A 19,586-nucleotide genomic window follows, 5' to 3' on the forward strand; every position below is an offset into this window, starting at 1 on the left:
TGGGGTCTGGAAACGACATCAGATAATGCAAAAATTGGTCGTTACTGCCATGGACGCGGCTATGTTGCTGCACTAACGTCCCCAGCGAACCCCAGTGAATCCTGATCAACAGGTGCGAGGTATTTCATGGATTATCACAGCCCCGCCAGCTTTGCCGAGGCTTCGGCTCTGGCCTCCAATGCGACGGGCACCACACGGTTTCTGGCAGGCGGCACCGATGTGCTTGTGCAGCTGCGTTCAGAGCTGGTGACGCCCGACACGCTCATCGACATCAAAAAGATCGCTGGCGTCAGCGACATCAATCAAAACGCTGATGGCAGTTGGACGCTGGGCGTTGCCACCACCGGCGCCGAAATGAGCGAACACTCTGACCTAGGTCGCGATTGGCCGGGCGTGGTTGAGGCGATGGACCTGATCGGATCAACCCAGGTGCAAGGGCGCGCAACGCTGACCGGCAACCTCTGCAACGGCTCTCCGGCTGCGGATTCGGTTCCGGCGATGGTCGCAGCAGGTGTGACCGTCACGGTGACCGGTCCGGAAGGCGACCGCGAAGTGGCCGTCGAGGATATCCCGACCGGCCCGGGCAAAACGTCTCTGGCCAAGGGAGAGTTGATCTCGGCCGTACATATCCCAGCGCGCGGCGAGAATGGCGGAGACGCTTATCTTCGCTTTATTCCGCGAACCGAAATGGACATCGCGGTCGTTGGTGTCGGCGTCAGCTTGCGTCTGGACGGTGACACAGTCACCGAGGCGCGCGTGTCATTGGGCGCTGTCGCACCGACTGTTCTGCTGGTCGAGGATTGCGCCAAGGCGATCATAGGCAGCACGTTGGACGAGGCCGCGCTTGACGCGCTGGCGGCTGCAGCGTCCGCTGCGTGCAATCCGATTGACGATAAGCGCGGCACCATTGCGTTCCGCACCGAGGTCGCTGGCGTGCTGGCCAAACGCGCCGCGAAAATCGCATATGCCCGTGCTAAGGGAGAAGACGTATGAGCAAGTTGCACGTATCAACCACTGTGAACGGCGACACTGTCGAATATCTGTGTGACCCACGCGAAACCTTGCTGGACTGCCTGCGCGACAAGCTGAACCTGACCGGCGCAAAAGAGGGCTGCGGCACTGGCGATTGCGGTGCCTGTTCGGTTACTGTTGATGGTCGTCTGGTGTGCTCCTGCCTGATGCTAGGCGTCGAAGCTGAAGGTAAGAATATCGAAACCGTCGAGGGCATCGCAGAGGGCGACGTTCTGCATCCGTTGCAGAAAAAGTTCATCGAACACGCCGCCCTACAGTGCGGAATCTGCACGCCGGGGATTCTGGTGGCTGCCAAGTCGCTACTAGAGAAAAACCCTAACCCAACCGAAGAAGAGACACGGTATTGGCTGGCAGGCAATCTTTGCCGCTGTACCGGTTATGACAAGATTATTCGTGCCGTGATGGAAACGGCCGAAGAATTGCGGGAGGCTTCGTAATGGCATTGGATGATCGCAAATCGGAATTCACTTTTGTAGGCACCCGCCCGAATCGTCCTGACGGTTTGGATAAGGTGACTGGCCGCGCAAAGTTCGGGGCGGATATGTCAGCGCCTGGGATGCTGCACGGCGCCATCCTACGCTCTCCGCACGCGCATGCGCGGATTTTGAAGATCGACACCTCTAAGGCCGAGGCGCACAAAGACGTCAAAGCAGTCGTCACTCGCGCGGATTTCGCAGACGTGCCGTTCCACCCCGGTCTAGAGGGCGAATTCTGGAACGTGTTGGAAAACGTCATGGCGGGTGAAAAGGCGCTTTATGATGGCCACGCGGTGGCGGCGGTGGCTGCCACATCCGCTCTCGCAGCGCGTGACGCTTTGAAACTGATCGAAGTCGAATACGAGGTGCTGCCGCACGTCACCGACGTGGACAAGGCGATGGCCTCTGACGCGCCCGTCATTCGCGAGGGCGCAGCGGACTACTCTGTGCCCAAAGGGATGCACCCGAACGTTGTGCGGTATCACGAAAGTGGTCACGGAGATGTTGAGGCCGGTTTCGCCGAGGCCGATTTGGTTATCGAAGACAGCTTTGTGACCGAGGCGACCCATCAGGGGTATATCGAACCGCACGCCTGTCTGGGCATGTTGGGCAATGACGGTAAAGGTGAGCTTTGGTGTACTACACAAGGTCACTGGATTGCGCAGAAAACTTGTGCGGCGCTGTTGGGGATAGAAACCTCGCAATTACGCGTGACCGCATCGGAAATCGGCGGCGGTTTCGGCGGCAAGACGACTGTTTTCATCGAACCTGTCGCGCTGGCGCTTAGCCGCAAGGCCAACCGCCCAGTCAAAGTTGTAATGTCCCGGTCCGAGGTGTTCCGGGCGACCGGCCCGACCTCGTCAGCGTCCATGGACGTTAAGATCGGGATGAAGAAGGACGGTACCATTTCGGCAGCTCAAGGTGTGTTCCGCCTTCAGGGCGGGGCGTTTCCCGGAGCGCCGGGCGATATGACCGCCATGTGCGCCTTTGCTCCGTATAACCTGACCAATGTTAAGCAGATTGGCTACGACGTCATGGCGAACCGCCCGAAACAGGCTGCCTACCGCGCGCCGGGCGCACCGATGGGGGCTTTTGCAGTTGAATCGGTGATCGACGAACTGTGCAAGAAACTGGGCCTTGATCCGGTTGATGTGCGGCTTAAAAACGCGGCGCATGAGGGCACCAAGGCCAGCTATGGTCCGACCTATGAACGCATCGGTCTTGTCGAAACGTTGGAAGCAGCCAAGGCGCATCCTCACTATTCGGCGCCGTTGAAACCGGGACAAGGTCGCGGGATTTCTTGCGGATTCTGGTTCAACCACGGAGGCGAAACGTCGGTGTCGCTGGCTCTGTCCGAAGACGGGTCCGCGCAGCTGATGGTGGGCACACCGGACATCGGTGGCTCGCGCGCGTCAATGGCGCTGATGGCGGCTGAGGTTCTGGGCATTCCTTACGAGAATATCCGTGTAACAATCGCCGACACTGCCACGTTGGGGTACAACGACGTCAGCCACGGTTCGCGGGTGACATATGCGTCGGGACTGGCAACCATCAAGGCAGCGCGCCACGCGGTTGAACAGCTCTGTGCCCGCGCGGCAGCCAGCTGGGGGATACCGGAAGAAGCCGTCAAATGGGAAAACGGTTGTGCCGTGCCCTCGGGCCCCAACGCCGGCGATTTCGATCCGCGCCCTCTGGCTGACATAACTGCACATATGGGTGCCACCGGCGGCCCGATCTCGGGCCACTTTGAGGCAACGCCGGAAGGTGCAGGTGTATCCTTCGGTACCCATATCGTCGATGCCGAGGTTGATCCGGAAACCGGTAAAACTTCGATCACCCGATATACGGTCATCCAGGATGCCGGTAAGGCGATTCACCCGACCTATGTAGAAGGTCAGTATCAGGGCGGTGCTGCGCAAGGCATCGGCTGGGCGTTGAACGAGGAGTATATCTATGGCGACGATGGCCGCCTGCAGAACTCGATCTTCCTCGACTACCGCATCCCGGTCGCCAGCGACTTGCCAATGATCGACACGGTGATTGTCGAAGTGCCCAACCCCGGCCACCCGTTTGGTGTTCGGGGCGTGGGTGAAACCGGGATCGTGCCGCCACTGGCTGCAATCGCCAATGCGGTCTCGCACGCGGCAGGGGTAAGGATGCGTCAATTGCCAATGTCGCCGCCGCGCATTCTGGCGGCCCTCAAGGACAATGGTTGAGGTCCATCTATGGTCTGGTCTCCGATCTCTGACCGGGGGCCAGCAGGTGGTGGAGGTTGAGGCCAAAACCACCGGTGAGTTGTTGCGGGAACTGGTGCGGGTTCATCCGCAGCTGCAGGGGCCAATTGATGCCGGTGTCTCGGTAGCTATCGATGGGCGCGTCATTGCAAGCGGATTGACCGAACCAATCCCGGAAGGCAGCGAAGTCTATCTGATGCAACGTTTGAGGGGTGGTTAAGCCGCTGGAGCCCACGGCTCACGCCCAACCATGCGGTCGGCTTCGGCGGTGATGTCGTTCATGTGCTGCTCGAGGCTGAGGCGCAGTTCTTCGATCTGATCTTCCGAGGCTTTGCGCGGCACTGTTTCCTTCCATTCCCGGCACAGGAAAACGCCTTCGTTCCGCCAGGGGCGAGGCATCAGTAGGCGATCCCATGTACCTGCTTCACGTCCATGGCGCGTTGAAAAAGTAATCCCGAAAACCCGCTTGCCCGAAGTGCGGGCCCAAACCAGAGGCACCGTGGACAGCACTCGTTCCGGTCCGCGCGGACCGTCAGCGGCGATGCCTATGGCAATCCCTTTCTTCATCTTGCCCAACACTTCGCGCGACACGGCAACGTTGCTCTTGTGTTTGCTGGCCATGGCAATCGTATCCATGCCGAACAGCTTTTGCACGCGCCCCACCATGCTGCCAGCCCGGGCCGAGGATGTAATAGAACATATCGGACCTTTATCCAGCGGAAAGAAGTACGGCGACTGTGCCAGCCGCTGGTGCCACAACACCACGATGACCGGTTCACCCTGTTCGACCAGAGCGTCCAATTCTTCATATCCGATGCGCTGCCATTTGGTATTTCTGTTAACCATCCGGATATAACTTGCGATCCGTCGCGCGGCCCAGTTCAGAACGGCTTCGCTGTCGGCGATTTTTTTGCGGATACTCACGAATGGGCCCCTCGTATTGACCAAACCGTGTCTTATAGAACTCAGCACAGTGCGCAACTTGTATGTCACATGCATTACTCGTGTGGAATCTGAAAAAGCCTCTTGAGTCCGCCGCGCGGCTGGCATATCTGGGGCGCACCTTAGGGGTATAGCTCAGTTGGTAGAGCGACGGTCTCCAAAACCGTAGGTCGCGGGTTCGAACCCTGCTGCCCCTGCCATTCTCCATATTGTCGTTTGGGAACATGTGCGCTGCGTCGCCAGCATGCTGCATTTTTCGATCGGCATTTCAGTTTTTCCACAACATGCGTATCATTGAGCCCTAAAATGGAAAGTAGTTGAGATTTGCCCGGGGCGATCAATGCGAATTTTCTTTAAGCAGAGTTTGGTTGGTTTTTGGTTTCTGTGGTGGGCCTTTGCCTTTCTGACCGATTTCATCGGCGGGCTGGAATTGCTTGGTGTAACCTCGACCAACTGGTTTGACGGCCACAACTATCCGTTTTTGGAAAAGACACTCGAACCGTTTGGCGCGACCACGTCGGTCGATATCGCGCTCTTTGTTGGAATCATCCTTTGGGCGCTGCTTTCCGCTGGATTGTTCTTGACCGCATTGCTCACGCCCTATGCGCAAAAAGACCTGTGGATGAAGCGTACGGACCTCGCCTACATCGTGTCTCTGGGGCTGTGGCTTGCGTTCTTCTTGGCTGATCAGGTGGTCATGAATTTCGATCTGGAACAAAATCACATGGTACAGGGCGGGTTTCAGCTGCTGTGCTACCTGACGATTTACATTCTGCCGGATTAGGCGGCTGACGACTTGTGATCGAACGCATGATGCGCCCGATCACGACCTCATTCAATTCTGTTCGTTCTGAACGCTTATTGGGTTAACCGCAAAAGTGATGCCGGTAGACAAGCTCTTGCAAATCCCCACGGCCATAGCCGAGCTCTTCAAGCTCTCGCTCGGACATCATTTCGATTTCGCGTTGTTGCCTTTTGTACAGGGCTTTCTTTTCACGCTTCGCCTTTCGGTCTTCGGCGGACGCAAAAATGTTGGAAAAGAGACCTTTTCCGGTGATGTAGTCTGCATAGGCCATCATAGCACCCTCCTTTGCATGATTGGTCAGTTCTGAGGGTTAGATCGGCAGCGGCACTGAACTTTGCCTGTGCACAAAGTTAATGTTCCTTTATGTCGGGCCTTGGTCAACGACAGCCCAATACGTTCAAAGTCCGGTTTCCTAAGGCGACAGAATGGCATAATGTCCGCACAACACGGACACGCATAAGAGGACACATGTCGCGTTTTGATGGGTATTTCCTGCGGCAATTGCTGATTCTGTTCGGCTTTTTCACCCTGGTTCTGGTCGGCGTGTTCTGGATCACCCGATCCGTTAGCTTGTTTGACCGCGTCATCAGCGGCGGGCAATCGGCGATGGTTTTCCTAGAGTTTACCGCGCTGACACTGCCGACCCTGATCCGAACGGTGATGCCAATGGCAGTGTTTGCCGCCGCAGTTTACGCGACCAATCGTCTAAGCCGAGAAAGCGAGATGACTGTCATGCTGGCCACTGGTTCCAGCCCCTGGCGATTATCGCGAGCAGTCTTCCTGTTCGGTTTGGTTGCTGGTCTGATGATGGCGGTTATTAGTGTTTTTTTGCGCCCTGCTTCTGTCGAACAGCTAGAGCAACGTCAGGCCGAAGTGGCCGGAGACGTGACCGCGCAGTTGCTGAACGAGGGAGAGTTCCTGCACCCGGCGGACGGCGTTACAGTATACATCGGCGAGATTGAACTGGATGGGACGCTGTCCGAAGTTTTCGTTTCAGACCGCAGGGATAAGTTAAACCCGGTCAGTTACTCTTCGGTAACGGCTTATCTGGTCAGTAACGAGACAGGCGTTCACCTTGTGATGTTGGATGGGGTCGCGTTGCGCTTGGATCAGCAAGGCAGAACGCTATCTTCAACCCTATTCGAAGACGCCTCGTACGATATCTCCGAATTGACCAACACGAGTACAAAGGCCAAACGTAGTCTCGAAGCTATTCCCACGATCGAATTGTTGCGGGACCAAGATGCTGTCAGTGCAGCTGACGGTTTTTCCAAGGGCGAACTAACCGACGAATTGCATCAGCGGTTTTCCTGGATTGCGATCTGCGTGGCGGTGGCGTTGGCCGGGTTCTCAACCTTGATGTTGGGTAGTTTTTCACGTTTCGGCTTGTGGCCACAAATCTTGGGCGCTTTTACGATTTTGATCTTGCTCGAGGGTGTACGTGGGTTTGTCTCACCTGTTGTGATCGCCGATCCTAAGCTTTGGATTCTGCTGTATCTGCCAGCGATAATTGGTATCGCGATCTCGGGGTTGTTCCTTCTGATTGCTGGACGACCCTTGATAGGTAGGCGAAACCGCGGCGCGTCTCGCGTGTTGCCTCAATCCTAAATTGCGGGCCTCAGATCCGTCAGACAGGTGAGAATGTCACTGGATGCCGTCGTACCCTTACGGGTTATAAGATACAGTGGTAGATGCAGGTCGATCGCCCCGTCCACCGCGATCAGATCGCCAGAGGATATATGATCCCGAATGATGTATTCCGGAAAATATCCGGTCCCACCGCGGCTTAAGACATAGCGTAAGGCCATAAGGCAATTGCCCAGAAACACAGTTTGACCAGCCGCTTGCCGCGCGGTTGAGCGGACGTGGTCCTGATACAGCTCTCCAAGTTCCAGATTGACGAAGACCGGATCTGTTGACGCCGGCGTTTTGACAAGGATCAGTCGTTCGGCGTTCAGTTCATGTGATTGTACACGCGGGTCCCTAGGTTGTTCGTGGGTTAGTGCCGCGTCCAGAACATGGGTGGAAACGGCGTCTACCATGTGTAGATCGTGGTCGAAGTTCAGTGTCAGCAGAAGCTGTCCGAGCTTCTGTTCAAAGCGCACGGCCAGATCGACGAGTAGGGGATCCCAGATGCTGAGCTGCGCGCCGAGACGCAGTGCAACCCGGTTCTGCGTCTGCGCGGGAAGATCCATTGAGGCAAAGGACCAAAGTGACAACATCTGCTCTGCATAGGGTCTAAATTGCCGACCAAATTCGGTGAGGCAGGTGCCCCCTGCGCCACGCGTAAACAGTTGCCTGCCGGTTTCCTCCTCGATCAGCCGTATACGCGCACTGACAGCCGTCTGAGTGACGTTCAGTTGGCGCGCAGCGGCATGGAAGCCTCCGGTCTCAGCTACGCAGAGAAATGTCTCAATTGCCTTGATTTGCATATTGAAAGTATTTTTTCATCAGTTCGATAAAATCAATTCATTTTTTTAACCAATGACGTTGCGCTAATCTAACCTGAGCTGATCAGTTAAAGGACCGCGCCATGCTGGACAAAACTCACAAGCCGACCTGGACCAGTTTTGAAGAGGCCACCAAAGCCGACTGGGATGCCGTCATGGAGTATGAAGAGGCGTATAATGCTGCCCTGCCTGATCGGATTCTGGATGCGATCCGCTCGCTGGATGAGGAGTGGACACCATATCCCGTGAATCGCTACCAGCACAGCTTGCAAGCCGCGACGCGCGCTTATGAAGACGGTGCGGACGAAGAGTTGGTGGTCGCTGCGTTGATCCATGACACCGGTGATATACTGTCGCCCTATAACCATGGTGAGTTGTCAGCGGCGATGATGAAACCGTATGTCAGCGAAAAGACCTACTGGATTCTCAAGCACCACTGCGTTTTTCAGGGCTACTACTACAACCACCACCTCGGCGGTGATCGACACGCTCGGGACAAGTATCGCGACAGCCCCTATTGGGAGGACTGCCGGTATTTCTGCCATGAGTACGATCAAAAGGCCTTTGACCCGGATTACCCGACCAAACAGCTGGAGTTCTTCGAGCCCATGCTGCGCCGTGTCCTGAACAAGGGCGAGGGGCACATGGAACTGAACGAAACCTCTGACGGTTAACAGGCCGCCATCAGGCGATAGACGATCTGAGCGGCGGTAAAGTCCCAGGCGGCATTGCCGTCCGGGGCCAGCTCAACCACGTCAAAACCTACGCATTTGCGCCCTTTAAGGGCGTGCTCGACCAGCCGCAGCGCCTGATAGTATCCCAGACCACCGGGAACGGGTGTGCCGGTCGCTGGCATCAGCGACGGGTCGAGTCCGTCGACATCAAAGCTGACATAAGCCAGTTCAGGGAAGTCCTCGGGAAGGTCGACCGCGTGGATGTTGCCGGTGACTAGTTCCTCGGCGTCTACGTGGAAGACGTGGTTTCTCAGACGGCTCTTTGCCTCTTCGGTGGAAAAGGCGCGGACACCGAACTGGGCCAGCCGGATGCCTTCCTCGGCCAACAGATGCATGACCGAGGCGTGGGAGTGTTTCTCACCCTGATAGGCGTTGCGCAAATCGGCATGGGCATCGATCTGGACAATGCCGATGGGTTGGTTCAGCGCGCGCGCCACACCCATCACGGCACCGTAGCTGAGCGAATGTTCACCACCCAGTGTTACAGGTATCTTGCCTGCGCGGACGGCGGCCTCGGTGCGCTGGGCAAGGCGGTCCATGATATCGGGCAGGGGGGCGTCACATTCTACTGGTTCTTCGGTGAAGATACCCTCGACGCAAGGCTCAGCATGGCCGGTGATGCGTTCAAGCTCATTGCTGGCCTCGATGATTGCGGCAGGGCCGTTCGCCGTACCCGAGCCATAAGACACAGTGCGCTCTAATGGTACCGGGATTACCCGAAACCGGGCGTCTTCGGTGCGCTCGGCTGCGGTCAGTTCACTGTCGAGAAAAATGCTCATGAGAGTCTGTCCTTAAAGTCGTCATAGCCGAACTGTTTGATGATGTTCAGCTCGTCCGTCTCACTGTTCCACAGCGCGATTGTTGGAAGCGGAACGCCGTTGAACGTGTTGGTCTTGACCATCGAGTAATGTGCCTGATCGAGGAAGGCAAAGCGTTGGCCGATCTCCAACGGCTGGTCCCACGTGTAATCGCCGATCACGTCGCCCGCTAGGCATGACGGGCCGCCAAGTCGATAGGTATGTCCTGCCTCAGCCTCGTCCATCAGGGCAGGGCGGTAGGGGGCTTCGATCACATCAGGCATGTGGCAGGTGGCCGAGATATCGGTAATCGCAAGGTTCATGCCGTTGGTGGGCAGGTCGAGGATTTCTCCGACCAGAATGCCCGCATCCAGCGCGACGGCCTCACCGGGTTCGAGATAGACCTCGGTGCCATAGGTTTCCCGAATATCCTTGATGAAGCTTACTAGACCGTCGCGATCATAGTCGTCGCGGGTAATGTGATGACCGCCGCCGAAATTCAGCCATTTGAGTTGGCCGAGAAAGGGTTTGAGCTTGGGTTCCACTGCCGCCCATGTGCGCTGCAACGGCTCAAAGCCCTGCTCGCAAAGTGTGTGCATGTGCAGGCCATCAACGCCGGTCAGGGTGGCTTCGGTTAGTTGACTGACAGGCATCCCGAGGCGCGAACACGGCGCGCACGGGTCGTATTTCGGGACCTCACCTTCAGAATGTTCCGGGTTGATGCGAAGTCCAACCTGAACACCTGCGGTTTGAGCCTTGACGAGGAACCGGTCCTTTTGGGCGGGTGAGTTAAAGATGATGTGATCGGATAGCGACAGGATTTCGTCGATGTCAGTGTCTTTGTAGCCTGCGCAGAAGGTGGCGACTTCGCCGCCGTATTCTTCGCGACCCAAGCGAGCCTCATAAATTCCAGAAGCGCAGGTGCCGCCGAGATGCTGGCGTACCAGCGGGGCCAGCGAGAACATGGAGAAGGCTTTGAGCGCGCTCAGCACATGTGCGCCGGATCGGGTTCCGACATCCGCGAGGATGCTCAGATTGCGTTCGACCGCCTTTTCGTCAACCACGAAGCAAGGTGTAGGAACGCGGCTGAGATCGAAATTGCGGAAGGCTCCGGCGTCTCCGGCCTGTGTGGTCATCATGTCGGACATGTCCAGCGTCTCCGATTGTGGAGAGGCCGGGGGCGCTGCCCCCGGACCCCCGGGATATTTATAGCCAGATGAAGCAGGGCGGACGCGCTGACCGCCCCGAGGCCTCAGAATTCGACCGGGCCGTCGAGTTCGTGGACCTGCCATGGCAGGCCGTGTTCATTCAGCATGTCCATGAAGTCATCCGGGTCGAGCTGTTCCATGTTCCAAACGCCCGGCTCGGTCCAGTTGCCTTTTAAAACCTGCGCGGCACCGATCATAGCTGGAACGCCGGTGGTGTAGCTGACCGCTTGTGATCCGACCTCCGCGTAGCATTCTTCGTGGTCGCAGATGTTGTAGATGTAGTAGGTCTTCTCGCCCGAACCATCCTTGGCCTGACCTGTGGCGATGTCGCCGATACAGGCCTTGCCTTTGGTTTCCGCGCCCAGATCGCCGGGATCGGGCAGCAGGGTTTTCAAGAACTGGATCGGAATGATTTCCTTACCGTCATGCATCACCGGATCGATGCGGGTCATACCCACGTTTTCCAGCACTTTGGCGTGGGTGATATAGGCGTCGCCGAACGTCATCCAGAAACGGGCGCGCTCGATCTCGGGGAAGTGGGTCGAGAGCGACTCCAGTTCCTCGTGGTACATCAGGTACATGTTCTTGGGGCCGATGGCGGGGAAGTCGAACTCGACCTTGTGAGTCATCGCCGGGCTGTGTTTCCACTCGCCCCCTTCCCAATGCCGGACTTCGGCGAGCACTTCGCGCAAGTTGATCTCAGGGTTGAAGTTGGTGGCAAATTCCTGTTCGTTGCTGCCGCCATTGGCGTCCAGCACGTCGATCTGACGAATGGTGTCCAGCTTGTGTTTCTTGAGCCATTTGGCAAAGACGGATGTGACCCCCGGATCAAAGCCCGAGCCGAGAATGGCGGTCAGGCCCGCCTCTTTGAACCGCTCCTGATAGGCCCATTGCCAATGATACTCGAACTTGGCCTCATCCTCGGGCTCGTAGTTCGCGGTATCCAGATAGTGGATCCCGGCCTCGAGGCAGGCATCCATCAGGACCAGATCCTGATAGGGCAGAGCGAGGTTCACCAGAATCTCGGCCCCGGTTTCCTTGATCAGCTTGACCGTGTCTTCGACCTTGTAGGCATCCAGTTCCGCCGTGGCGATATCAACGCCTATACGCTCTTTCACCGCTTTGGCGATGGCATCGCATTTCGACTTGGTCCGGCTGACCAGAGTGATTTCGGTGAAGATGTCCGAATTCATCGCCATCTTGTGCACGGCCGCGTGTGAAACGCCGCCAGCGCCGACAACCAGTGTTTTGCCACTCAAAGTTCCCATGGGGGTAATCTCCTCTCTGGGGTTATTCGTAATATGTGTAGCCGTTGATCGAGTCGCGATAAGCGCTCATCAGGGTTTTGCGGTCTTTGGCTTGCAGAGTACCGGTCGAGATCGCCTCGTCCACCATTTTGCGGAAGGCGGCGACGCAATCCTGAGGGTCGAATTCCACGTAGGACAGGACCTGGCTGATCGTATCGCCCTCTTGTTCGTGCAGCAGGTCGAAGCCGCCATCTGCGCGTAGGTCGATAGTGACAACGTTTGTGTCGCCGAACAGGTTGTGCAGATCGCCCAGTGTTTCCTGATAGGCGCCGACAAAGAACACCCCCATCAGATACTCTTGTTCTTCGGGCAGGGAATGTACCGGCAAGCTGGGCGAGACTCCGTCGGCCAAAATAAACCGGTCGATCTTACCGTCGCTGTCGCAAGTAATATCGGACAAGACAGCGCGGCGGTCCGGGGTCTGGTTCAGCCCCTGCAGAGGCACAATGGGATGCAACTGGTCGATGGCCCAGACGTCGGGAAGGGATTGAAATAGCGAGAAGTTGCAGTGATAGATATCGGCCACTTTTTCAAGCTGGTCATCCACGTCTGTCTCAATATCGTCACTGGCAGCTAGTGCTTTGAGTCGAGCCATGAGCGACAGATAGATACGCTCGGCGCGCGCCATCTGGCGCAGATCGACATAACCGCGGCGGAATAGGGCGCGCAGCTCGTTGCGATAGAAGGTGGCGTCGTTCCAGCATTCCTGCAGGCGGTCTTTGCTGAGATAACTGTGCACGGCGGCAAGGTCCGAGACCATATGGTGGTCGTCCGGTTCGACCTCAGGGCCGTTGGGAGCGTCGTACAAGGTGCTTTCCAACACATTGAACACCAGCATCGACGATGTGGCCACGACCGCACGACCGCTTTCAGTAACCAGTGTGGGGTGGTCTATCTCCGCCTCGTCCATTGCATATGCAACGGTTTCCACCACGTTGGCGCAGTATTCCTCGACCGTGTAGTTGATCGAGTTTTCTGCGGCTTTTTTCTCACCGGTATAGTCCACGCCCATGCCGCCACCGAGGTCCAGATGGGTTAATGGCACGCCTTCGCGCGTCAGTTCGGTGAAGTATCGGCAGGCTTCGCCCACTGCGCGGCGGACGTCATTGACGTCCTGGACCTGAGATCCCAGATGTGAGTGCTGTAGCTTCAGGCAATGCAGAAGACCTGCCGCCTTCAGCTTGTCCACAGTAGCAACAAGTTGGTCGGTGTTCATGCCAAATGCCGAGCGGTCGCCCGAGCTTTCTTCCCACTTGCCGCTGATCTGGTTAGTCAGTTTTACCCGCACGCCGATCAGCGGTTCGATGCCCAACTCGTTATAGACTTCGATGACCGTGTCAGCCTCTTTCGGGCTTTCCAATACGATAACGGTATTGAAGCCGATCTTGCGGGATAGAATTGCAAGTTGAATGAACTCTGCATCCTTGACGCCATTGCAGACGATCAGTGCGTCGGGCGCCAGACGGTGCGCCAGTGCGACAACCAATTCGGGTTTCGATCCGGCTTCAAGCCCGTAATTGTACTTCTTTCCAAACTCAACGATCCGGTCAACGACTTGCGCCTGTTGGTTGACCTTGATCGGGAAAACGCCGCGGTAGCTGCCTTTATAGCCAACCCGCTCGATCGCGTTACAGAAGCTTTCATTGAGATGGGCAATTTCATGCTCTAGATACGAAGTAACTCGTAACACCATTGGGGCCTTGATGCCCCGGTCATCCAAATCGCTGAGGATACCGGGCAGGCTGATCGCCGCTGCATCGGGTTCCAGCGGATTACGCAGACCGATCTCGCCCTGCTCTGTCACCTCAATGAGGCCTTTGCCCCATTTCTCAACTCCGTAAATGGAATGCGGTGCGTCGGGCGTCTGTTTCAATCAAGTCAGTCCTTAAAGTTGGGTGCCAGTTTAGCGCCCGCCAATACGGCAGCAGTTTGATTCTTCCAAGTGTAATCTATGTGACGGTGTTTGCGGAACTTATACTGAGGCACGAATTGGGATCAGATGATTGTCCCATTGGCATTCCAGTCTGGCGGAAACGCGCGGCTCCAAGGTTACTTTGCCAACCTTTCCGGTGCCAGTCGTGAAGACGAAACCATTGGGCCCGGGGCCGATGCCGCAGACGTCTTCTAGTCGAAATTTTCCGATCAACCGCCCATCTGCAATGTCGAACTGATGCAGGGTATTGCCGCGCGGGCAGGTGATAGCAACAGAAGCTTCGTCACCGGCAAAAGCGACACTGCCCGCATAGCCTTGCAGGGAGCATTGTTCAGTGTCCGAAGCAGACAGCAAGCGCGGAGATTCCCCTCTGCGGTGCAGTCCCAGTAGTGGTGGGTGTTGTGACTTGCCCCCCTGCCACTGCATCGCAAACGCCACCAATCCATCTCGTCGTACAGCCAGATGACGGATCGAGTTTTTATGCAGGCTGCGCGGTAGTTTCACGTGTTCCAGAACCTTGCCTGATAAATCCAGATAAGACAGGCAGGGTTGCATAGTTGGCAGATTAAGTTTGGCGCGCCCCATTTCGGGGTGTGTTTCAATCCCACCATTGGCGACGACCAACGTTTGGCGGTCTGGCATTAGTCTTACGTCATGGGGGCCGATGCCACCTGAGGGGAACTCGCCCAAACGTGTGTAGCTGTCCGTATTCCAGATGCCGATCACACCATTCCCCGCCTCGTAATCGTTTTCGGTGGTGAATAGGCGCTTTCCATCCGCAGAAAAGACACCGTGACCATAGAAATGGCGACCTTCCGAGGCGTCCAGCTGAGCAATTTCGGCCCCGGTCGCGCAGTCGACCACGACCGCAAACGTTCCGGGGCGACGCGCAAAAGCCACGGCCTCTGCACGGTACGGATGCGCCGCAGCCGCGTGGCCTCGGTCGGGCAAAGGGAGCGTGAATAGGACATCTCCGTTCTCGCTCAGCCCCGCTAATCTATAGCTACCATCAGGGAACAAAGCTGCTGCCAGATAGTCCGGTTCACCGGCCACAGCCCACCCCCGGACCGGAGCAAGGCCGGTGGCTGCAAGACCAGCCAAGAAATGGCGGCGACTGGGCATTGGTCAGTCTCCGTCCAGAGAGTTGAACCCGGCGCTGATCCCCAGCGTCGGCCCAAGTTCGGTTGCGGCTATCGTGCGGATGTCGTTAATCGCCTGTTGCAAAGCTTCAACTCGGAACCTGCCTTCAGGTGTGGCGACACCGGCCAGCGACGGATCGTCCAAAGTTTGCGCTCGGGTGATGGCTTTGGTGAAAGCATTGTCCAGATCGGTGGAAATGCCGGGGTGGTCGGCCGACAGGCGCGCTGCCAAATCGCGAAGAGCGATGAGAGACAGCTCAACATGACGAAGCGAGCGCTCGGACCTTCGTGCTTCGGCCCGGTTGGGACGAGGACGGTCGTATGTGCCCATTGGACGGCCAAGTCGTGTGTCACCGGTGAATTCAAGGCCTGTAATCAGCGTCTTGTACAGCTCTTGCAGGGCTTCGTCATCCGAACGATAGGGGCTGTTGCGGCCCGGTTGGGTCAGCACCGATGCAAACGCCTCCCAATCTGCATCCATTGCACTGGCATTGGCGTCGATATCGGTAGTAATGGCCTGTATCAACGTGCAGCGATAGGCGTCGCTACCTAGCTCCGCGAACTTCGGGTCGTAAAGCATCTGTTCCAAAGCATAGAACCCGCGTCCGGCCACCGAAGTTTCTGCAAAGGCCTCTGTGGATTTGGCCGCGTCGTCTTCCGAGGAAATTAGGGCGGACAGCGCCTTGGGTGTAAAGCCTTTGGTGTCCGGCCAGAAAGCCAGCGCGAATGCGCGGTCGTCCACTTCGGACGGGCCAAATCGCAGATGACTAACCGAAATCCATCCGTCAAAGGCTGTGTGATAAGCGGCGCGCAATTCACCCGAGGTCGCCGTACAGTCGGTTTGTGCCGCTTGTGCCAGTACAGCCGTCGCGTCCGATAGGGCAGCGTAACCGGGCAGTATATGCCCTTCGACCGCATCAGTTAGGATCGAGCTGCGGTCTTGAGCCGACGTGGTGAATGGCAGTGTCAAAGCAACGGCATAAGCGAGGATACGCATGGATCAAAGGCTCTCGAGGAAACGGATTAAGGCGTCACGGTCAGGTTTCGGCATGCCAACGACCTTGTCACGAGCTGCCTGCGCCTCTCCGCCGTGCCAGAGGATTGCTTCCAACAGAGATTGCGCGCGACCGTCGTGCAGGAATTGGGTGTGACCCGAAACTTGTTGTGTTAGGCCAATCCCCCACAGTGGCGGGGTGCGCCATTCTCGACCAGTGGCGCGACCCTCGGGGCGCATGTCGGCAAGGCCCTCACCCATGTCGTGCAGCAACAGGTCGGAATAGGGCCAAATCAGTTGAAAACTATGCTCGGGCCGGTCCTGCATACGGTGGGTAACGAATGAGGGCTTATGACACGAAGCACAGCCGGTTTCGTGAAACACCTGTTTGCCACGTAGTACTTGCGGATCGTCTGCATCGCGCCTAGCAGGAACGCCGAGATTGCGACTGTAGAAGGCAACCAAGTCCATACCGATTTGGTCGATTTCAAACTCTCGAGCGTCACCGTCGCCCTGCGGAGCGTTCACGCAATCAACTTGGGCCTGCGTGCAATCGCCGTAGGCCGCTGGGTAGAGAGGGCTGGAGATACCTATATCGCCCGCAAATGCTGCTGCTGACTGTTCCATGATCGTCGGCATGCCAGCTTTATGTCCGAAGCGACCCATCATTGGTGCGTCGTATTCAACCGACCACACGATGTTCGGGCGACCTGAAATGCCGTCGCCATCCGTATCGTCGGGGTCCGCGTTGGCCAGCAGGTCCTCAACCGGGATCGCCTCAAGTAAACCAAGGCCAATCATCTGCGGTGCAACACGCGGGCTGAGCATGGCGTCAGGATGCAGCGCCCCGTAGCCAAGGTCGGCCGCTGTATAGGACGGCTTGCGCAGCGTGACGGTTTCTTCGTCCGAAAGAGTGACTGGAACGTCTTCGTACGTGACATTCAGCCGGTATTCCGCCGGATGGCCGGGCAGCGCCAGATCCTGCATCTGGCCACCGTAGTTTGGCTCGGGCTGCGTGGCGATATAGTCCTCAATCTCGTTATGTCCGACGCCGCCGGGGATCGACACGCGCAGAAACATCGAAATCGCGTTGTCATCGGGCCCATTGGGCGTATGTCCGCGTCCGTCCTTTATGTGACAGCGTTGACAGGAACGAGCGTTGTAAAGCGGACCCAACCCGTCCGAAGCAAGCGTTGAGGATGGGGACGACACCCAGATTTTCTTGAACAGCCCGTTGCCGACCTTGAAGTCCAGCTCTTGCTCAAAACTCAGATTTCCTGAAGGTTGCGAAAATGCGTCCGCGTCGTTCCGCGTTCGCACTGTGGCTGCACCTGCGGGCAATTCTTCAAACTTTTGCAAGGTGCTGAAATCTGTCGGCGCTGCGGTTACGCGGGCAATGCGAAGCCGTTCATCTTCGATACGTGGTTCGAAATTCAGATGTAGATCTTGAAGTTCGGCTGCAAGAGATTGGGTTGCCGCCAGGACGATTGCCGCAAAGGCAAAAAGGCTGCTCGCCCTTGTCCATGATAGCTGCGTTGAGTTGCGCATAATTAGCTTCGCCAATCCTTTGTTACACAGCGAGATGCGTTTTGAGGCAGTCGATATGGTTTCCGTCATTCCGTCGCAGACCTTCGAACCGCAACATAGTGCGTAGTTGCTGCCTTGCGGCAAGAGTCGTTGGGTTTGGCGAAATTCGAGGGAGCATCTGTTTCCGCTGCTGGATCACAAACCAGTGTGCCTTAGAGTTCTGGAAGCCTTTAGTGCGGTCTAGTTTATTCGTTTGGTAATATGGCCAAAACCAGCTAACTGCCGTTAATTTATGCCGCAGGAATTTGTTGATGTATTTCAATATTTTGAGGCCGGTTTTCATCTGCCGCCTCCTGTGGTGTCGCCGTTCGCAATGCGCGGAGTTGCATGGGGACCTCCAGATTGTCGTTTGACCGCATCGCGTCCAAAAAAAGAGGCATGCAACCGCCGCAGTCCGCTGATTTTCCCAGCGCGTGGTATATTTTGCCCGGGGTAATGATTGCTTGTGCATCGGCCGTCCGCATCCAGTCGATCGCGGCGCGAATATCGTGGTCAGATATGTTGGTGCAGTGGCATATGATCATGGCGAATCTGTACTCGATAGATTTCTTACTCAATTAGTAAGTTATTTTATTCAGGTCCAGTCACAAGTCACAATTTTGCATGAGCGGGAATGCCGGGGGCGTAAACTAGCAAACGCCCCCGAGACAAGGTGATCTTAGTGGAATACTGCGTTTGGGTTATCCAGGCTGTCGGACCCTTCAAACTCGATCTGATCCAGATCCAGTACTTTCACGATGCGTTCGATGGTTTTGGTCTGGTCGACCAATCCGTTGACGCCGCCCATGATTAGCAACTCACCGCCTTCGTTGCCACGTTCCAGCATTTGGTCATAGGCGAAGCCAGCTTCGGCGGTCGACTTCAGGCGACCCAGAGCTTGCATGGTGTTGGCCAGTTTGGCCTTCATTTCGGTGTCGAGAGACGGGTCAGAGGCGATCACCAGATCAGACAGCGAGGCGCCTGAAACCGGCGTACCGTCGATGCGGGTGTAGCTGCCAAGATAGACGTTCTGCACGCCCAAACCATCATAGTAATGGCTGTTGTGGGTGTTGTCCGAGAAGCAATCATGCTCTTCTTCTGGATCGTTCAGCATCAGACCCAAGCGCATGCGCTCGCCTGCTTGCTCACCATAAGACAGTGATCCCATGCCGGTTAGGATTGCGCTGACGCCAGCGGCCTCATCCGCGTTCAAGGCTGCTCGGGCCTCGCCGCCTTCTTTCCACTGATCGGCCATCCATTCCAGATCGCTGACAAGCAGAGCGGTCGCGGCGCTCAGGTACTGGGCGCGGCGGTCGCAGTTACCGCCGGTGCAATCGTCACCCTGCGCATAATCGGTATAGGGGCGGTTACCCGCGCCCGATCCGTGGCCGTTCAAATCCTGGCCCCATAGCAGGAATTCGATGGCGTGATACCCGGTGGCGACGTTCGCCTCGATACCGTCTGCTTCGTGCAGCGTTTCGCCCAGCAGTTCCGGGGTGATTTCGCTGGCGTCGATGGTTTCGCCCGACAGCTCAAAGCTAGCGTTGGCGATTACGTTAAGCGCGGCGAATTCGTTTTCGTCAGTGGGCCCGCCATACGACGCATCGACATAGTCGATCAGGCCTTCGTCCAACGGCCATGCGTTCACTTTGCCTTCCCAATCGTCAACGATGGCGTTGCCGAAACGGTAGACCTCGGTTTGCTGATACGGCACGCGGGCGGCAACCCAAGCGGCGCGGGCAGCGTTCAATGTAGCATCCGACGGTTCAGCGATCAGGGCGTTCACTGCCTCTTGCAGCGTTTTAGCCGCGATCAGGCTGTCATCGTATTTCGCTTCGGCGATGTTTGCGTAAGTGTTCAAAACATCGGCTTTGGACGGCGCATCGGCTGCGACGGCCGCAGTAGCGACGCTGAGAGTTAGAATGCTGGCGCCGGCAAAAAATCTGGTCATGGAGGTGACACTTTCCTT

General features: G+C 57.0%; 19 protein-coding genes and 1 tRNA gene. 8 read left to right on the top strand and 12 right to left on the bottom strand.

Annotation, left to right across the window (positions count from 1 at the left end):
* Nucleotides 1–126: 126 nt before the first annotated feature.
* From ACR0L3_RS18860 to ACR0L3_RS18875, 4 genes are read left to right on the top strand one after another with little or no spacing between them, the layout of a single operon-like run.
* Nucleotides 127–993: an FAD binding domain-containing protein gene (locus ACR0L3_RS18860; RefSeq protein ID WP_480747322.1), complete on the top strand. Its 867-nt coding sequence runs from the start codon at nucleotides 127–129 to the stop codon at nucleotides 991–993.
* Complete coding sequence (locus tag ACR0L3_RS18865; RefSeq protein ID WP_480747323.1) at nucleotides 990–1,469, top strand: (2Fe-2S)-binding protein; 480 nt, start codon at nucleotides 990–992, stop codon at nucleotides 1,467–1,469. Before ACR0L3_RS18860 ends, ACR0L3_RS18865 begins: the two co-directional genes overlap by 4 nt.
* On the top strand, nucleotides 1,469–3,724 hold the full coding sequence (locus tag ACR0L3_RS18870) for a xanthine dehydrogenase family protein molybdopterin-binding subunit (RefSeq protein ID WP_480747324.1): 2,256 nt from the start codon (nucleotides 1,469–1,471) through the stop codon (nucleotides 3,722–3,724). Before ACR0L3_RS18865 ends, ACR0L3_RS18870 begins: the two co-directional genes overlap by 1 nt.
* Nucleotides 3,717–3,962, top strand: coding sequence for a MoaD/ThiS family protein (locus ACR0L3_RS18875; RefSeq protein WP_170491692.1), 246 nt, complete (start codon nucleotides 3,717–3,719; stop codon nucleotides 3,960–3,962). The genes ACR0L3_RS18870 and ACR0L3_RS18875 overlap by 8 nt, the downstream gene beginning before the upstream one ends.
* On the opposite strand, the gene ACR0L3_RS18880 is transcribed toward ACR0L3_RS18875, so the two are convergent.
* Complete coding sequence (locus ACR0L3_RS18880) at nucleotides 3,959–4,666, bottom strand: lysophospholipid acyltransferase family protein (RefSeq protein WP_480747326.1); 708 nt, start codon at nucleotides 4,664–4,666, stop codon at nucleotides 3,959–3,961. The two genes, ACR0L3_RS18875 and ACR0L3_RS18880, sit on opposite strands and share 4 nt — an antisense overlap.
* A gap of 142 nt (nucleotides 4,667–4,808) precedes the next feature.
* Between ACR0L3_RS18880 and ACR0L3_RS18885 the strand changes: the two genes are divergently transcribed.
* Both ACR0L3_RS18885 and ACR0L3_RS18890 read left to right on the top strand, forming a co-directional pair.
* Nucleotides 4,809–4,884: transfer RNA gene (locus ACR0L3_RS18885), tRNA-Trp, on the top strand.
* Between the two features lie 140 nt (nucleotides 4,885–5,024).
* Entirely contained in the window at nucleotides 5,025–5,468 is a 444-nt protein-coding gene (locus ACR0L3_RS18890; protein ID WP_480747327.1) for a hypothetical protein, read from the top strand.
* 82 nt (nucleotides 5,469–5,550) lie between these two features.
* On the opposite strand, the gene ACR0L3_RS18895 is transcribed toward ACR0L3_RS18890, so the two are convergent.
* Nucleotides 5,551–5,763 carry a hypothetical protein gene (locus ACR0L3_RS18895; RefSeq protein ID WP_480747328.1) on the bottom strand — a complete coding sequence of 71 codons (213 nt, stop codon included), beginning with the start codon at nucleotides 5,761–5,763 and terminating at the stop codon, nucleotides 5,551–5,553.
* A gap of 194 nt (nucleotides 5,764–5,957) precedes the next feature.
* On the opposite strand from ACR0L3_RS18895, the gene lptF reads away from it, so the two are divergent.
* Nucleotides 5,958–7,097, top strand: coding sequence for an LPS export ABC transporter permease LptF (gene lptF, locus ACR0L3_RS18900; RefSeq protein ID WP_480747329.1), 1,140 nt, complete (start codon nucleotides 5,958–5,960; stop codon nucleotides 7,095–7,097).
* On the opposite strand, the gene ACR0L3_RS18905 is transcribed toward lptF, so the two are convergent.
* Nucleotides 7,094–7,921 carry a LysR family transcriptional regulator gene (locus ACR0L3_RS18905; RefSeq protein ID WP_480747330.1) on the bottom strand — a complete coding sequence of 276 codons (828 nt, stop codon included), beginning with the start codon at nucleotides 7,919–7,921 and terminating at the stop codon, nucleotides 7,094–7,096. The two genes, lptF and ACR0L3_RS18905, sit on opposite strands and share 4 nt — an antisense overlap.
* Nucleotides 7,922–8,022: 101 nt before the next feature.
* Here ACR0L3_RS18905 and ACR0L3_RS18910 point away from each other — a divergent pair, with 101 nt between their 5' ends.
* On the top strand, nucleotides 8,023–8,613 hold the full coding sequence (locus ACR0L3_RS18910; RefSeq protein ID WP_480747332.1) for an HD domain-containing protein: 591 nt from the start codon (nucleotides 8,023–8,025) through the stop codon (nucleotides 8,611–8,613).
* On the opposite strand, the gene speB is transcribed toward ACR0L3_RS18910, so the two are convergent.
* The 9 genes from speB to ACR0L3_RS18955 all read right to left on the bottom strand — a co-directional run bounded on the left by speB (nucleotide 8,610) and on the right by ACR0L3_RS18955 (nucleotide 19,568).
* Nucleotides 8,610–9,452: an agmatinase gene (gene speB, locus ACR0L3_RS18915; RefSeq protein WP_480747333.1), complete on the bottom strand. Its 843-nt coding sequence runs from the start codon at nucleotides 9,450–9,452 to the stop codon at nucleotides 8,610–8,612. The two genes, ACR0L3_RS18910 and speB, sit on opposite strands and share 4 nt — an antisense overlap.
* On the bottom strand, nucleotides 9,449–10,618 hold the full coding sequence (gene nspC / locus ACR0L3_RS18920; protein WP_480747334.1) for a carboxynorspermidine decarboxylase: 1,170 nt from the start codon (nucleotides 10,616–10,618) through the stop codon (nucleotides 9,449–9,451). Before nspC ends, speB begins: the two co-directional genes overlap by 4 nt.
* A gap of 104 nt (nucleotides 10,619–10,722) precedes the next feature.
* Entirely contained in the window at nucleotides 10,723–11,946 is a 1,224-nt protein-coding gene (locus ACR0L3_RS18925; protein WP_480747335.1) for a saccharopine dehydrogenase family protein, read from the bottom strand.
* Nucleotides 11,947–11,968: 22 nt separating this feature from the next.
* The gene (gene speA, locus ACR0L3_RS18930; protein WP_480747336.1) at nucleotides 11,969–13,858 is read right to left on the bottom strand and encodes a biosynthetic arginine decarboxylase; all 1,890 of its coding nucleotides are present in this window, start codon (nucleotides 13,856–13,858) and stop codon (nucleotides 11,969–11,971) included.
* Between the two features lie 99 nt (nucleotides 13,859–13,957).
* Complete coding sequence (locus ACR0L3_RS18935) at nucleotides 13,958–15,040, bottom strand: DUF1513 domain-containing protein (protein ID WP_480747337.1); 1,083 nt, start codon at nucleotides 15,038–15,040, stop codon at nucleotides 13,958–13,960.
* Between the two features lie 3 nt (nucleotides 15,041–15,043).
* Complete coding sequence (locus ACR0L3_RS18940) at nucleotides 15,044–16,054, bottom strand: imelysin family protein (RefSeq protein WP_480747338.1); 1,011 nt, start codon at nucleotides 16,052–16,054, stop codon at nucleotides 15,044–15,046.
* Nucleotides 16,055–16,057: 3 nt separating this feature from the next.
* Complete coding sequence (locus tag ACR0L3_RS18945) at nucleotides 16,058–17,599, bottom strand: di-heme oxidoreductase family protein (protein ID WP_480747354.1); 1,542 nt, start codon at nucleotides 17,597–17,599, stop codon at nucleotides 16,058–16,060.
* A 269-nt stretch (nucleotides 17,600–17,868) separates the two neighbouring features.
* Nucleotides 17,869–18,162 carry a (2Fe-2S)-binding protein gene (locus ACR0L3_RS18950; protein WP_480747355.1) on the bottom strand — a complete coding sequence of 98 codons (294 nt, stop codon included), beginning with the start codon at nucleotides 18,160–18,162 and terminating at the stop codon, nucleotides 17,869–17,871.
* A 134-nt stretch (nucleotides 18,163–18,296) separates the two neighbouring features.
* Entirely contained in the window at nucleotides 18,297–19,568 is a 1,272-nt protein-coding gene (locus ACR0L3_RS18955) for an imelysin family protein (protein WP_480747339.1), read from the bottom strand.
* Nucleotides 19,569–19,586 lie beyond the last annotated feature (18 nt).

This window comes from Ruegeria sp. CK1 (genome assembly GCF_056536545.1).